The organism is Allobosea sp. GW822-FHT05A11, assembly GCF_058800455.1.
On record NZ_JBXAMI010000001.1, the window covers coordinates 761,550 to 775,156 of the forward strand.

Annotated in this window: 14 protein-coding genes; 6 read left to right on the forward strand and 8 right to left on the reverse strand. The window is 66.4% G+C overall.

What is annotated here, in order from left to right; all coding sequences use genetic code 11:
* The first annotated feature begins 149 nt into the window (after window positions 1-149).
* Window positions 150-785, forward strand: a complete 636-nt coding sequence (locus AC1RLU_RS03720) for a pyridoxamine 5'-phosphate oxidase family protein (protein WP_061969434.1) — start codon at window positions 150-152, stop codon at window positions 783-785.
* A 10-nt stretch (window positions 786-795) separates the two neighbouring features.
* On the opposite strand, the gene AC1RLU_RS03725 is transcribed toward AC1RLU_RS03720, so the two are convergent.
* Together AC1RLU_RS03725 and AC1RLU_RS03730 are read right to left on the reverse strand one after the other, a co-directional pair.
* Window positions 796-1,209, reverse strand: coding sequence for a hypothetical protein (locus tag AC1RLU_RS03725; RefSeq protein ID WP_492793923.1), 414 nt, complete (start codon window positions 1,207-1,209; stop codon window positions 796-798).
* A 133-nt stretch (window positions 1,210-1,342) separates the two neighbouring features.
* Window positions 1,343-2,254: a DMT family transporter gene (locus AC1RLU_RS03730; RefSeq protein ID WP_492793924.1), complete on the reverse strand. Its 912-nt coding sequence runs from the start codon at window positions 2,252-2,254 to the stop codon at window positions 1,343-1,345.
* A 135-nt stretch (window positions 2,255-2,389) separates the two neighbouring features.
* Here AC1RLU_RS03730 and AC1RLU_RS03735 point away from each other — a divergent pair, with 135 nt between their 5' ends.
* Entirely contained in the window at window positions 2,390-2,713 is a 324-nt protein-coding gene (locus tag AC1RLU_RS03735) for an ArsR/SmtB family transcription factor (protein ID WP_061969428.1), read from the forward strand.
* Complete coding sequence (locus AC1RLU_RS03740) at window positions 2,710-3,264, forward strand: SRPBCC family protein (protein WP_492793926.1); 555 nt, start codon at window positions 2,710-2,712, stop codon at window positions 3,262-3,264. Before AC1RLU_RS03735 ends, AC1RLU_RS03740 begins: the two co-directional genes overlap by 4 nt.
* Here AC1RLU_RS03740 and AC1RLU_RS03745 read toward each other — a convergent pair whose 3' ends face one another.
* From AC1RLU_RS03745 to AC1RLU_RS03760, 4 genes are all read right to left on the reverse strand, one after another.
* Entirely contained in the window at window positions 3,265-3,789 is a 525-nt protein-coding gene (locus tag AC1RLU_RS03745; protein WP_061969424.1) for a winged helix DNA-binding protein, read from the reverse strand.
* 167 nt (window positions 3,790-3,956) lie between these two features.
* Window positions 3,957-4,952, reverse strand: a complete 996-nt coding sequence (locus AC1RLU_RS03750) for a TRAP transporter substrate-binding protein (protein ID WP_492793928.1) — start codon at window positions 4,950-4,952, stop codon at window positions 3,957-3,959.
* Window positions 4,953-4,987: 35 nt separating this feature from the next.
* Window positions 4,988-6,298, reverse strand: coding sequence for a TRAP transporter large permease (locus tag AC1RLU_RS03755; RefSeq protein ID WP_091856303.1), 1,311 nt, complete (start codon window positions 6,296-6,298; stop codon window positions 4,988-4,990).
* A gap of 4 nt (window positions 6,299-6,302) precedes the next feature.
* Window positions 6,303-6,851: a TRAP transporter small permease gene (locus AC1RLU_RS03760; RefSeq protein ID WP_091856304.1), complete on the reverse strand. Its 549-nt coding sequence runs from the start codon at window positions 6,849-6,851 to the stop codon at window positions 6,303-6,305.
* Between the two features lie 223 nt (window positions 6,852-7,074).
* On the opposite strand from AC1RLU_RS03760, the gene AC1RLU_RS03765 reads away from it, so the two are divergent.
* Complete coding sequence (locus tag AC1RLU_RS03765) at window positions 7,075-10,674, forward strand: hydantoinase B/oxoprolinase family protein (protein ID WP_492793930.1); 3,600 nt, start codon at window positions 7,075-7,077, stop codon at window positions 10,672-10,674.
* Window positions 10,675-10,698: 24 nt separating this feature from the next.
* Here AC1RLU_RS03765 and AC1RLU_RS03770 read toward each other — a convergent pair whose 3' ends face one another.
* The gene (locus tag AC1RLU_RS03770) at window positions 10,699-11,496 is read right to left on the reverse strand and encodes a class I SAM-dependent methyltransferase (protein WP_492793932.1); all 798 of its coding nucleotides are present in this window, start codon (window positions 11,494-11,496) and stop codon (window positions 10,699-10,701) included.
* 97 nt (window positions 11,497-11,593) lie between these two features.
* Between AC1RLU_RS03770 and AC1RLU_RS03775 the strand changes: the two genes are divergently transcribed.
* Window positions 11,594-12,289: an SDR family oxidoreductase gene (locus AC1RLU_RS03775; RefSeq protein ID WP_492793933.1), complete on the forward strand. Its 696-nt coding sequence runs from the start codon at window positions 11,594-11,596 to the stop codon at window positions 12,287-12,289.
* A gap of 12 nt (window positions 12,290-12,301) precedes the next feature.
* Here the strand turns inward: AC1RLU_RS03775 and AC1RLU_RS03780 are convergent, their stop codons facing one another.
* Window positions 12,302-12,919, reverse strand: a complete 618-nt coding sequence (locus AC1RLU_RS03780; protein WP_061969411.1) for a LysE family translocator — start codon at window positions 12,917-12,919, stop codon at window positions 12,302-12,304.
* Window positions 12,920-13,008: 89 nt separating this feature from the next.
* Between AC1RLU_RS03780 and AC1RLU_RS03785 the strand changes: the two genes are divergently transcribed.
* On the forward strand, window positions 13,009-13,593 hold the full coding sequence (locus tag AC1RLU_RS03785) for a GNAT family N-acetyltransferase (protein ID WP_492793935.1): 585 nt from the start codon (window positions 13,009-13,011) through the stop codon (window positions 13,591-13,593).
* Window positions 13,594-13,607 lie beyond the last annotated feature (14 nt).

The following is a 13,607-nucleotide window of genomic DNA, read 5'->3' on the forward strand; positions in this document are numbered from 1 at the left end:
CGAAGTTGGCATGCACGATGGCGGTGCACCGGGCGCCGGTCAAGGCGGCAGAGAGCGCCATGCGGAGAAGTCGGGCCGGTACGAATCCCCCGCGCTGGCGCGATCCGCGGCAATCGGACAGATTGATCGGATAAACACGGGGAAACGACATGACGGACTGCTTCGACGATCCGGCGGCGCGCATCGAGGACGCGGATGCCTTGCGCGGCCATATCGGCCCGGTTTCGCCGCTGGCGACCGGCAAGGTGCTGCGCCGGCTCGACCAGTTCTGCCGGGATTTCATCGCGCTCTCGCCCTTCCTGGTTCTTGCGAGCTGCGATGCCGAGGGCAATGCCGATGCAAGTCCGCGCGGCGACGGGCCGGGCTTCGTGCGCGTGCTCGACGACAATACCCTGCTGATCCCCGACCGGCGCGGCAACAACCGGGTCGATTCCTTCGGCAACATCCTCTCCGCCCCGGGTGTCGGGCTCGTCTTCATGGTGCCGGGGATTCCGGAGACCCTGCGCGTCAACGGCAAGGCGCATGCTACGCGCGATCCCGCTCTGCTGGCGCCTTCCGTCATGCAGGAACGCGTGCCGGTGACCGGGCTCGTCGTCACGGTCGAGGAAGCCTATTTCCATTGCGGCAAGGCGCTGATCCGCTCGAAGCTGTGGGACCCGGCCTCGCAGGTGCCGCGCAACTCCTTTCCGACGCTCGGCCGCATCATTGCCGACCAGACCAAGGCGGTCGATGGCGACGAGGCCGATCGCAATCTCGAGGAAGCCTACCGCCTGCGCCTGTATTGAGGGGGCCCGCTCAGCGCTCGGGCATGCCGCTGGCTGAGCGATCCTGCCGGCGGCGGTACAGGAACGTGCCGAGTTGCCAGGCGGCGAAAGCAAGGAAGCCAAGGCCGATCAGGCTGCGGTTGCGGGCCGATTCCGAGAGATTCGCAAAGCTCCTGTCGTAGGAGAGGAGGATTTTTCCTGCGCCCGTCGCCTCGTAGACGAGCCCGGCATCGGGATCGACGAGGAAGCGCAGCGGCTGGCCCCAGCGGATATCGTCGAGGCCGTCGACCCAGAGATTGCGCGGCGGCGCGTAGGTCCGGAGCATCCGGCCGGATGCGACGAGGGGAAGGAGCTGGGTGCGATAGCCGCCGCGATTGCGGCCGATCCCGCCGCTGACGATGGGCGTCTCGATCGAGATCGGGCCGACATGCTCGGCAACCGTCAATCTGCCTCGGGGCAGGGGCCAGGCAAGCCAGCCGGCCAGCGCCATGAAGAGGCCGAAGCCGGCCGCACCGAGGCCGACGGTGACGATCCAGGCGTCTGATGGCTTCCGATCCGTCGGCGTGCCCTTTCGCGTCTCAGCCTTGCTGGCGGATCGTAGCTGCTTTGACGACGGGTTTGTAGGGCGCAACGGTGGCGCGCCGCTCCAGGACGAGCAGGACGAGGCCGGCAGCCACGATCAGGGCCGCGCCGCAAAGCATGGCGGGCGTCGGCCAGTCGCCGAAGATGAACCAGCCGAAGACCAGCGCCCAGACGATCAGCGTGTACTGATAGGGCACGACGACCGAGGCCTCGGCCAGCTTGAGCGAGCGGGTGACGCAGATATGCGCGCCCATCGCGACGATGCCGAGCAAGGCGAGGAGGGCGGCGTCCTTCAGGGTGGGTGTCACCCAGCCGAAGGGCAGGAGCGCGAGCCCCATCAGGAGGGCTCCGAGCGTCTGCCAGGCGACCAGCGTGACATCCGGGGTGCCGCGCAATTGACGCCCGGCGATCATCATCGCGGCGAAGAAGAAGCTGCCGAGCACGGCGATCAGGGCTGGCATGGACAGGCTGGCGCCGCTCGGATTGAGCGAGACCGCGACGCCGGTAAAGCCGAGCGCGATAGCGAGCCACCGCCAGCCGTCGATGCGCTCGCCGAGCAGCAATGCCGCGAGGATCACTACCCAGACCGGCGCCGCGAGCCAGATCGTCATCGCGTCCGCGAGCGGCAGATAGCTCACGGCAAGATAGAACAGTGCAACCTCGCCCGAGCTGAACAGCACGCGCAGGGCCTGCAGGCCGGGACGCTCCGGCCGCAATGTCCGCTGCACGCCCTGCTTGAACACGAAGGGCAGGATGACGACGAGCGCCGCCAGGCTGCGCACCACCAGGAGCTGCCCGACCGTGTAGGTCGCGACCAGCCATTTGCCCATGACGTCGTTCAGCGAAAACAGCAGGATGCCGATGAGCATCATGGCGATGCCGGCGAGCGAGGCGTTGCGGGCGGTCATGTCAGGCGAGGGTTTCCAAGGGCGAGCCACCACTGGCCGAGTTGGGAGCGCGTGGCAATCCGCGTCGCCGCATGCCTGCATGAGTTCTTGATATTAAGTATTGACTTAATTAAGTGGATGTAAAATTATTAGGCCATGGATCGCTTTGCCGCCCTTGCCGACCCGACGCGCCGCAGCATCATCGAGATGCTGGGCGAGCGGGCGCTTTCGGCGGGAGAGATCGGCGCAGGCTTCAGCGCCAGCGCACCGGCGATCTCGCAGCATCTCAAGGTGCTGCGCGAGGCCGGGCTGGTGAGCGTCGAGGTCCGTGGACAGCAGCGGATCTACAGGCTCGACCCGGCGGGGCTCGCGGCGTTCGATGCCTGGCTCGGCAAGGTCCGGCGCTTCTGGGGGCGCCATCTCGATATCCTGGAACAGGAACTCGCAAAGCCCGAGCAGGGCGAGGGAGAAAACCCATGAACGAATACGGTGTTGTGCAGGAAAGCGGCGCGGTGCGGTTCGAGCGCCTGCTGCCGGGGCCGGTCGAACGGGTCTGGTCCTATCTCACCCAGTCGGAGAAACGCGGGCAATGGCTGGCCTCCGGCGCCTTCGACTTGCGGGTCGGCGGCCAGGCGGAGATGCTGTTCAAGCATTCTGAGATCACCGATGAGACGCCGCCGGACGCCTATCGCGAGGTGCATGAGAACGGCGTGCGCTCGACCGGGACGGTCACGCGCTGCGAGCCGCCGCGGGTCATCGCCTTCACCTGGGGTGGTGGCGGGGAGCCGGAATCCGAGGTCGAGTTCGAGCTCGTGCCGAAGGGCGAGAAGGTTCTGCTGGTGCTGACGCATCGCAAGCTTGCGAACAAGGCCGAGATGACCAGCGTCTCCGGCGGCTGGCACCTCCATCTGGGCTTGCTGGAGGACCTGCTCACCGGCAGTCCGCGGCGCGGGTTCTGGTCGCGCCTCAAGGTGCTCGATGCAGAATATGCTGCGCGCTATGCCGACCTGAGCGAACCCGGCAAGGACTGATCAGAGGCTCGCCGCGGCCCGTGCCGCCTGGTCGTACTGGCCGGAAAGCGAGCGCATCGCGGCGGCGATCTCGGACAGGCGGGCCGGGTCGGCACTGGTGGCGCGGATCGACTTGACCAGGAGCTGCTCGCGGATCTGGGCATAGCGCCGGCAGGCCTCCTCGCCGGCCGGCGTGACCTCGACGGTCTTCTCCTTGCCCTTGCGGCCGCCCTTCAGCAGCTTCAGGCGCTCGAGCTTCTTCAGCGAGTAGTTCACCAGATGCGTGTCCTCGATATTGAGGACGAGGCAGATATCGGCAAGCCGCTTGGCCTTGCCGCGGTGATTGACGTTGTGCAGCACGAGCACGTCGAGCGGCGAGAGATCGGCGATACCGGCTGCCGCCATGCAGCGGATCATCCAGCGCTGGAAGGCGTGCACGCTCATGCTCAGCGCGAATTCGAACTCCGACAGAGCCGGCAGCGCTCCCGAGGCGAGATGCCCGGAAGAGACGATCGGGCCGAGGTCGTCGGGGGCCGGGGAGGTCATCGCGCTCGATCATCCTGAAGAAAAGAGCTTCGTCATCCCGGACACGCCGCGCGAGCGGCGCCGATCCGGGATCCATGCCTGAACCGTTCCGGCATGGATCCCGGGTCTCCCTCCGGTCGCCCAGGATGACTGCTGTCGTGTTTCGATATGCGGCGAGGTTTCCCGCCTCACATCTTCTTGTAGGCGTCGACGATGGCCTGGCCCTCGGCGCCGGCCTTCTTCAGCCAGTCGGCGGTGAGCTGCTCACCGGCCTTCTTGAAGCCGGCGGCGAGCGCGGGCGAAGGCGCCTGCACCTTCATGCCCTTGGCCTTGAGCTGCTCGATGTACCAGCCGGCCTTGTCCTGCCACATCTTCCAGCCGCGCTCCTCGGCCGTTGCGGAGGCCTTGAGGATCGCGTCCTGCGTCGCCTTGTCGAGGGCGTTGAAGGCCGCCTTGTTGACGAAGGTGGCATCCTTCGGAATCCAGGCCTGCGTGTCGTAGAAATGGGTCAGCGATTCCCAGACCTTGGAATCGTAGCCGGTGCCGCCCGACGACATGAAGGAATTGACCACGCCGGTCGCCAGCGCCTGCGGCAGTTCAGCCGCCTGGATCGTGACCGCCTGCATGCCCAACAACTCGCCGAGGCGGGCGGTGCCGACGTTATAGGCGCGCCATTTCAGCCCCTTCATGTCCTCGATCGTGTTGATGTCCTTCTTGGCGTAGACGCCCTGCGGCGCCCAGGGGACCATGAAGAGGAGTTTGATGCCCTGCGCGTCGAGCTTCTTCTCGATCGCGGCCTTGGACGCCTTGTAGAGCTTCATCGAGTCCGCGAAGGAGGTCGCCAGAAAGGGCACGACGTCGATGCCGAAGATCGGGTCCTCGTTCTCGTGGTTCGAGATCAGGACCTCGCCCATCTGGGCCTGGCCGGTCTGGACCGCGCGCTTGATCTCGGGCGCCTTGAACAGCGAGGCGTTGCCGTGGATCGTGATCGAGAGCTTGCCGCCGGTGGCCGCCTCGACGTCCTTGGCGAAGAGGACGAGATTTTCCGTATGCGGATTGTCGTTGGGATAGGCGGCAGGCAGGTTCCACTTGGTCTGGGCCGAGGCCGATGCGGCGCCAAGCGTCAGGGCGGTGGCGGCGACGCCGGCGACGAGGAGGCCCTTGATGAAGTCCTTGCGATACATGGTGTTGGCTCCGTTCCCTTGGTTTTGATGCGTTATCATTGAGGCGGAAAGGCCATCTGAGGCAAGACCATCACGATCCACGGGAAGATCGTGATGATCGCGACAGCGGCGACCAGCAGGAAGAAGAACGGCAGCGCCGCCAGCGCGACCGTGTTCGAATCCTTGCCGGACATCGTCTGCAGCACGAAGAGGTTGAAGCCGACCGGCGGCGAGACCTCCGCCATCTCGACGATCAGCACGAGGAAGATGCCGAACCAGACGAGGTCGAACCCCGCCGTCTTGATCATCGGGATGACGATGGCGGTGGTCAGCACGATCATCGAGATGCCGTCGAGCGCGGTGCCGAGGATGATGTACATCACGGTGAGCGCGGCGATCAGCGCGTAGGGCGAGAGGTGCAGCGAGTCGACCCACTCGGCCAGCGCCGCCGGGATGCCGGTATAGGCCATCGAGGTCGACATGAAGGAGGCGCCGGCCAGGATCAGCATGATCATGCAGGTGATCCGGGTGGTACCCATCACGCTCTGCCAGAACGCTTCCTTCGTGAGGGAACCCGACCACCAGGCGATGCCGAAGGAGCCGAGCACGCCCCAGGCGGCGCATTCGGTCGCCGTCGCCCAGCCCAGCAGCAGCGACAGGAAGACCAGCGCGATCAACAGCATGCAGGGGATGAGCTGAGCCGATTCCCTGAGCTTTTCCCGCAGCGGCATCTTCGGCTCGCGCGGCGGCGACTGGTCGGGATGCAGCAGGTGCCAGACGGCGATGTAGCCGGAATAGAGCGCCATCACGAGCAGGCCGGGCAGGAAGCCCGCGAGGAAGATCTGGATGATCGAGACATTGGCCGCCACCGCATAGACCACCATGGTGATCGAGGGCGGGATCAGGATACCGAGCGTGCCGGCGCCGGCCAATGAGCCGAGCGCGAGCTTCTCGTTGTAGCCGCGCCTTTTGAGCTCGGGCAGGGCGATCTTGGCGACGGTGGCGCAGGTCGCGGCGGAGGAGCCGGAGACCGAGCCGAAGATGCCGCAGGCGAGCACGTTGACGTGCATCAATCGGCCGGGCAGCCAGTTGAGCCAGGGGGCGAGGCCACGGAACATCTCTTCGGAGAGCTTCGTTCGGTAGAGAATCTCGCCCATCCAGATGAAGAGCGGCAGCGCGGCCAGCGTCCAGGAGGCGCTGTTGCCCCAGATGGTGGTCGCCAGCACGGAGCCGGCGGGGATGCCGCCGCCGACGAATTGCATCGCCACCCAGCCGCAGGCCATCAGCGAGATGGCGATCCAGACGCCGCCGGCGAGGAAGATGGCCAGCAGCAGCAGGAGCAGCCCGGAGATTTCGATCATCGACATGGCGTCAGACTCCGCTCGCCATGGCGCGCTCGACGATCTCTTCGTCCGACTGCGCAGGGGGCTTCTCGTAACGCGGCTCGCGGCCGCGGATGACGACATGGACGAACTCGTCCAGCATCGCGATGAATAGGATGATCAGACCGCCGGAATAGCCGAGCTGCGGAATCCAGAGCGGCATCGGCACGACGCCGCCGGCGACGTCGTTGAAGGCATAGGACTGCCAGGTCATGATCGCGGCGTGCCAGGCGAAGAAGCCGGAGAAACCGAGGCCGAGGACCAGCGAGAACACCTCGAAGACCCAGCGCTTGCGGCCCTGGAAATGGTCGATCAGCAGGCCGACGCGGATCATGTCACCCGACTTGAAGGTGTGGGCGAGGCCGAGGAAGGCCATCGCCGCCATGCACCATGAGGCGAAATCATCGCCGGCCGGGATGTTGAGGCCGATCTCGCGGCCGATCGACATGCCCATCATCAGCAGGAAGATCAGGATCAGGAAGATGCCGGCCGCGTAGCCGGCCCAGAGATAAAGCGTATCGAGCGTGCGACGGATCATGGCGCGCGCCGCTCCCGCCGGACAGGAGCGCATCCGCGCCCGGTTGCCAGGGTTGCTCGCATCGTCGCATCCTCCGCTTTCGCGCCGGCCTGGCCCCTCAGCCATGTTCCAGCCACAATCGGGATCGTAGCCGGCAGAATCGCCTTGTCAATAACTCATCGACGATTTATCGATAAAACGTCAGTGTAAATCATGGCTGGATTGGCGGAGGGGAGAACGTCTTATGTCGGCGGCGCATTGGGACTTCTGGATCGATCGCGGCGGCACCTTCACCGACGTGATCGGACGCGATCCGGCTGGCAATCTCCATGCCAGGAAGCTGCTCTCCGAAAATCCCGGCGCCTATCGCGACGCCGCCGTGCAGGGCATCCGTGACCTTCTCGGCCTCAAGGCGGGCGAGCCGATCCCGGCCGGGGCCATCGGCGAGGTGCGCATGGGCACGACCGTCGCCACCAATGCGCTGCTGGAACGCAAGGGCGACCGGACGCTGCTCGTCACCACCAAGGGCTTCCGCGACGCGCTGCGCATCGGCTACCAGGCCCGGCCCGACATCTTCGCCAAGGAGATCGTCAAGCCTGAGCAGCTCTACGAGGATGTCGTCGAGGTCGAGGAGCGCGTGCTGGCCGACGGTACGGTCGAGCGCGCGCCCGACGAGGCAGTGATCCGCAGCGCCCTGCAGGCGCAGTACGACGCCGGTTTCCGCGCCGTCGCGATCGTCTTCATGCACGGCTATCGCTACACGGCGCATGAGCAGGTCGCGGCCCGGATCGCCCGTGCCATCGGCTTCCCGCAGGTCTCCGTCAGCCATGAAGTCTCGCCGCTGGTGAAGCTGGTCGGGCGCGGCGACACCGCCGTGGTCGATGCCTATCTGTCGCCCATCCTCGGCCGCTATGTGCAGCAGGTTTCCGAGGAGCTCGACGTCGCTCGCACCGGCGCGCGCCTGATGTTCATGATGTCCTCGGGCGGGCTCACCGCCGCCGAATTGTTCCAGGGCAAGGATGCGATCCTGTCCGGGCCGGCGGGCGGCGTGGTCGGCCTCGCCGAGACCGGTCGCTCGGCCGGGTTCGACAAGGTGATCGGCTTCGACATGGGCGGCACCTCGACCGACGTCGCGCATTTCGACGGCGAGTACGAGCGCGCTTTCGAGACCGAGGTCGCCGGGGTGCGTATGCGCGCGCCGATGATGCTGATCCATACCGTCGCTGCAGGTGGAGGGTCCATTCTGCATTATGACGGCGCGCGTTTTCGCGTCGGGCCGGATTCGGCCGGCGCCAATCCGGGACCGGCTGCCTATCGTCGCGGCGGGCCGCTCGCGGTGACCGACGCGAATGTCATGGTCGGCAAGCTGATCCCGTCCTATTTCCCGACGATCTTTGGGCCGAAGCAGGACGAGCCGCTCGATGTTGCGATCGTCCGCAACAAGTTCGCGGTGCTGGCCGCCGAGGTCGGCGACGGGCGCTCGCCGGAGGAGGTCGCCGACGGCTTCATCCAGATCGCCGTCGCCAACATGGCCGAGGCGATCAAGAAGATCTCGGTGCAGCGCGGCTATGACATCACCCGCTATGCGCTGAACTCCTTCGGTGGCGCCGGCGGGCAGCATGCCTGCCTCGTGGCCGATGCGCTCGGCATCAAGACGGTGCTGCTGCATCCGTTCTCCGGCCTGCTCTCGGCCTATGGCATGGGCCTTGCCGAAATCCGCTCGACGCGGACGGCGGCGCTGGACGTTGCGCTCGACGGCGAAGCCAAGGCCGCGATCGAGGCGGTGGCGACCAAGCTCGCTGCCGATGCCAAGGCGGAGGTTGCGGGCCAGGGCGTGACCGAGGGCGATATCGCGATCCATACCCGTGCCCATATCCGCTATTCCGGCACCGATACCGCGATCGCGGTTCCGGCCGGCACGCGCGCCGCGATGCAGGAAGCCTTCCAGACCGCGCACAAGGCGCGCTTCGGCTTCATGGACGAGACCAAGGCGCTGGTCGTCGAGGCGGTCGAGGTCGAGGCAGTCGGCGGCGGCGCGAAATTCGAGGAGGCTGCCGCTTCCGAGCAGACAGGCGAGCCGGTTGCCGCCGAGCGCACGCGCTTCTTCGCCAAGGGACAATGGCACGATGCGGCGATCGTCCGGCGCGAGGCGATGAAGCCCGGCCAGAGCGTCGCCGGCCCCGCCATCATCATCGAGCCGAACCAGACCGTCGTCGTCGAGGAGGGCTGGAGCGCCAGGCTCACCGCCCGCGACCATCTCGTCCTCGTCCGCGTCAAGGCATTGGTCCAGCAGGCGGCGATCGGCACCAAGGCCGATCCGGTGATGCTCGAGATCTTCAACAACCTGTTCATGTCGATCGCCGAGCAGATGGGCGTGACGCTGCAGAACACCGCCTATTCCGTGAACATCAAGGAGCGGCTCGACTTCTCCTGCGCGGTGTTCGACCAGACCGGCGCGCTCGTCGCCAACGCCCCGCATATGCCGGTGCATCTGGGCTCGATGGATCGCTCGGTCGAGACGGTGATCGCCAACAACCCGGTGATCAAGCCGGGCGACGTCTACTGCCTGAATGCGCCCTATAACGGCGGCACGCATCTGCCCGATATCACGGTCTGTACCCCGGTCTTCGATGCCGAGGAGAAGGAGATCCTGTTCTGGGCGGCGAGCCGCGGCCACCACGCGGATGTCGGCGGCACGGCGCCGGGCTCGATGTCGCCCTTGGCGACCAATATCGAGGAAGAGGGCGTCTATATCGACAATTTCAAGATCGTCGATCAGGGCCGCTTCTGCGAGGAGGAGCTGGTCAAGCTCCTGACCGGCGCGCGCTATCCCGTCCGCAACGTCGTGCAGAACGTCAACGACCTCAAGGCGCAAATCGCCGCCAACGAGAAGGGCGTGGCGGAGCTGCGCAAGATGATCGGCTCCTTCGGGCTCGACGTGGTGCAGGCCTATATGGGCCATGTCCAGGACAATGCGGCCGAGAGCGTGGCGCGGCTTCTGACCAAGCTGCACGATTCCGAATTCACCTATCCGATGGACCAGGGTTGCGCGATCAAGGTGAAGATCACCATCGACCGCGAGAAGCGCGAGGCGACCGTCGATTTCACCGGCACCTCGGAGCAGCGGCCGGACAATTTCAACGCGCCGGCACCGGTGACGCGGGCCGCCGTGCTCTATGTCTTCCGCGTCATGGTCGACGACGCGATCCCGATGAATGCCGGCTGCCTGCGCCCGATCCGGATCGTGGTGCCGGAGGGTTCGATGCTGGCGCCGCGCTATCCTGCGGCCGTGGTCGCGGGCAATGTCGAGGTCAGCCAAGCGGTGACGAACACGCTGTTCGGTGCACTCAAGGCGATGTCCTGCTCGCAGGGCACGATGAACAACCTGACCTTCGGCAACGATCAGTATCAGTATTACGAGACGATCTGCTCGGGCTCGCCGGCGGGGCCGGGCTTCAACGGTACCTCGGGCGTGCATGTCCACATGACCAATTCGCGCCTGACCGATCCGGAGATCCTGGAAACGCGCTTCCCGGTGGTGCTGGAGGATTTCCACATCCGCAAGGGCTCGGGCGGCAAGGGCGAGTGGACGGCCGGCGACGGCACCTCGCGCACCATCCGCTTCCTCAAGACGATGGATTGCGCGATCCTGGCGTCGCATCGCCGGGTGCGCCCCTTCGGCGTCGATGGCGGCGAGGCGGGCGAACTCGGTCGGACGCTGGTGCGGAGGCTCTCCGGTGCGGTCGAGGAATTGAAGCCCTCCGACCAGACGTTGCTTCAGGCTGGCGAGGCGGTGACGGTGATCACGCCGACGGCCGGCGGCTATGGCAAAGCGAAGGGCTGAAACCCAAGCGGGCCGATACCTCCGTCACCCTCGGCCCGCGGGCATCCGGCCTTTCACGGCGTTGGCACGCGCGACAGAGGACGCGGTGCCATCGTCCGCGATGCTGATGCGGGCGCGGACCTTGTCCTTGAGTTGGCCCAGCTTCTCCGGCGAGAGGGCCGCAATCGCCGGTGCCACGCTCGCGCCGAGCGTGCAAGCATGCCAGAAGGCGTCGAAATCGGCGAAACGGCGGCGCACGCTGATCTCGCGCGTCTCGATATCGCGCAGTCCAGCTCGCGTCCAAAGCGCGACCAGGCTTTCGAGCCGTGAGACATCCGCGCTCGGCGGACGCGGCGGCGTCATCCCGAGCGCCTTGAGCTCGGTCAGAACGGGGTCGAGCGGGAAACCGCCGCCCGGCATGTCCCAGGCATAGGCGGCAATGAGCCCGCCTGATCGTGTGATGCGCACCATCTCCGCCACGCCCTTGGCTGGATCAGGCACGAAGAAGATCACCAGAGCCATGATGGCCACGTCGAAGCTCCCGTCCGGGTAGGGCAGGTCCATCGCGTCGCCCAGCGTGAACTCCGCCAGGCCTGCGACAGGGCGTTTGCGGGCATAATCGAGCTGCCCCGGCGACGGATCGATGCCGCTCAGAGCGGCTGGTGCGCAGCGATCGAAGATCAATTGAGTCGAGGCGCCGTTGCCGCAGCCGATATCGGCCCAGCGCAGACCTTGGGGTGCAGCGAGCCAATCGAGGAAGACATCCCCGGCGAGCCGGCTCCACTTGCCCATCATCTCTTCATAGGCAGCGCCATCGTTGAAGCGGATCTGCTGCTCGGCCATGGACCGCCCTTCCGAACGATGTGAAAGCGGCGCGACTATCGATCTGGAAATGAGGAGCGGCAAGTCCTACCTCTGGCATCCGTCACGGAGAACGCTCATGCCCCAGACCTGGATGATCACCGGCGCCAATCGCGGCATCGGACTTGCCATCACTATCGAGTTGCTGCGCCGGGGCAACCGGGTGATCGCGGCGGCGCGCAATCCCTGGGGCGGGGCGCTCGCCGAGCTTGCGGCCGAGCATCCGGCGGCGCTGATCCCGGTGGAACTCGACGTGACCTCCGACGCCAGCATCGCCGCGGCGAAGGAGGCCCTGGCAGGGCAGGCGATCGACGTGCTCCTGAACAATGCCGGGCTTTATGGTCCGCGCGACCGGCAAAGCGGGCTCGACGTCGATTTCGACGCCTGGCGCGAGGTCTTCGAGGTCAATGTCTATGCGCCGATCCGGGTGGCGCAGGCCTTCCTGCCGAATGTCGAGGCGGGGCAGGGCCGCAAGATCGCGACGATCTCCAGCCGGATGGGCTCGCTCGCGGCCAATCCGGGCAATGCGCTGATCTATCGCTCGTCGAAATCGGCGGTGAACATGGCGATGGTCGTGTTCGGCAACAGCGTGCGGGCGCGCGATGTCAGCGTGATGCTGTTCCATCCCGGTTGGGTCCAGACCGACATGGGCGGCAGCGGTGCCGACATCACGCCGGCCGAAAGCGCGAGCGGCCTGATCCGCACCATCGATGCTTCCGGCATGGCTGAGACCAATAGCTTCCGCGACTATACCGGCGAGGCGATCGCCTGGTGAGGGCAGGCGGCCTCAGTTCGCCCGCGTCGAGGCGAGCCAGAGGCCGCCGCCGACCAGGAAGCCGCCGCTGAGCTTCGACAGCAGCCGCACGCGGCTGCGCGACAGCAGATGGCCCGCCTTGCCCGAGAGCAGGGCATAGGCACCATCGCTGAGAGCGGCGAAGGCCAGAGCCGTCGCGCCCATGATTGCGATCTGGGTGGCGTGGTCGCGCGCGGGATCGAGGAATTGCGGGAAGAAGGCGCCGAAGAACAGCAGCGTCTTCGGGTTGCTGAGGGCGACCAGCGCGCCCTGCAGGAAGAAGCCGCCGCGCGGCGGCTTCGCCGGCGCTGAGCCGTCGAGATCGGCGCCGGCCGAGCGGAACATCTTCCAGCCCAGCCAGATCAGATAGGCGGCGCCAGCCAGCCTTACCCATTCGAACCAGTGGCCGAGGGCAGCAATCACCGAGCTCAATCCGATGCCGGCGACGAGGACCATGATGCCCAGTCCGGCCTGGGTTCCTGCCACGTTGAGGAGGCCGGCGCGGGTACCGTGCTTCAGGCTGTTGGCGACGATCAGCGTGACCGTCGGGCCGGGAACGATGATGATGACGATGCAGGCGATGAGATAGGCGGCATAGACTTCAAGCGACATGGCGCTGGCCTCCGGCAATGCCGCACAGTGATCTGCCGAACTTGGCCGCCTGTCCAGATGCTTCGCCTTGCTGCAGATGGGAGGCCGCGATGGTGCTGACGGGTTTTGACGTGAAACCGCTGACGCCCGAACGCTGGAGCGATCTGGAGGATCTCTTCGGCCCGCAGGGGCCCTGCTATGGCTGCTGGTGCAACCATTTCCGCATGCCGCAGCGCTTGCGCAAACCCTTGCTCGGCGAGGGCGCGCGGCAATTGTTCGAGGATCGGGTCAAGACCGGGCCGCCGCCCGGCGTGCTGGCTTATGCCGAGGATAAGCCAGTCGGCTGGCTGCAGGTCGGGCCACGCGCCGACATCCCCGAATGGAACAATCCGCGCCGCGCCTCGACGCCGCTGCCAGATGCGCCGGCAGAGGACACCGGCAACTGGGCGGCTTCCTGCTTCTTCGTGCGCAGGGGCTTTCGCGGCAAGGGCGTCACCGGCGCGCTGCTCGATGGGGCCGTCGCCTTCGCGCGGGAGAGCGGGGCGCGATTGATCGAGGCAGCGGCCATGGACAATCGGGACAAGCGCAGCGCGGAGGGGCTCTATGTCGGGCCGGAAAGCGTGTTCCTGCGCGCCGGTTTCATCGAGGTTGCCCGGCAGAAGCCGGGGCGGCCGTTGCTTAGGCTGGTACTGTAGGCGCCGCGCGCTCC

Excerpts from the sequence above, each read along its gene's own strand:
- AC1RLU_RS03740 (WP_492793926.1), top strand. The coding sequence starts at position 2,710 with ATGAACGAATACGGTGTTGTGCAGGAAAGCGGCGCGGTGCGGTTCGAG.
- AC1RLU_RS03720 (WP_061969434.1), top strand. The coding sequence starts at position 150 with ATGACGGACTGCTTCGACGATCCGGCGGCGCGCATCGAGGACGCGGAT.
- AC1RLU_RS03750 (WP_492793928.1), bottom strand. The coding sequence starts at position 4,952 with ATGTATCGCAAGGACTTCATCAAGGGCCTCCTCGTCGCCGGCGTCGCC.
- AC1RLU_RS03760 (WP_091856304.1), bottom strand. The coding sequence starts at position 6,851 with ATGATCCGTCGCACGCTCGATACGCTTTATCTCTGGGCCGGCTACGCG.
- AC1RLU_RS03730 (WP_492793924.1), bottom strand. The coding sequence starts at position 2,254 with ATGACCGCCCGCAACGCCTCGCTCGCCGGCATCGCCATGATGCTCATC.
- AC1RLU_RS03785 (WP_492793935.1), top strand. The coding sequence starts at position 13,009 with ATGGTGCTGACGGGTTTTGACGTGAAACCGCTGACGCCCGAACGCTGG.
- AC1RLU_RS03755 (WP_091856303.1), bottom strand. The coding sequence starts at position 6,298 with ATGTCGATGATCGAAATCTCCGGGCTGCTCCTGCTGCTGCTGGCCATC.
- AC1RLU_RS03770 (WP_492793932.1), bottom strand. The coding sequence starts at position 11,496 with ATGGCCGAGCAGCAGATCCGCTTCAACGATGGCGCTGCCTATGAAGAG.
- AC1RLU_RS03780 (WP_061969411.1), bottom strand. The coding sequence starts at position 12,919 with ATGTCGCTTGAAGTCTATGCCGCCTATCTCATCGCCTGCATCGTCATC.
- AC1RLU_RS03775 (WP_492793933.1), top strand. The coding sequence starts at position 11,594 with ATGCCCCAGACCTGGATGATCACCGGCGCCAATCGCGGCATCGGACTT.
- AC1RLU_RS03765 (WP_492793930.1), top strand. The coding sequence starts at position 7,075 with ATGTCGGCGGCGCATTGGGACTTCTGGATCGATCGCGGCGGCACCTTC.
- AC1RLU_RS03735 (WP_061969428.1), top strand. The coding sequence starts at position 2,390 with ATGGATCGCTTTGCCGCCCTTGCCGACCCGACGCGCCGCAGCATCATC.
- AC1RLU_RS03745 (WP_061969424.1), bottom strand. The coding sequence starts at position 3,789 with ATGACCTCCCCGGCCCCCGACGACCTCGGCCCGATCGTCTCTTCCGGG.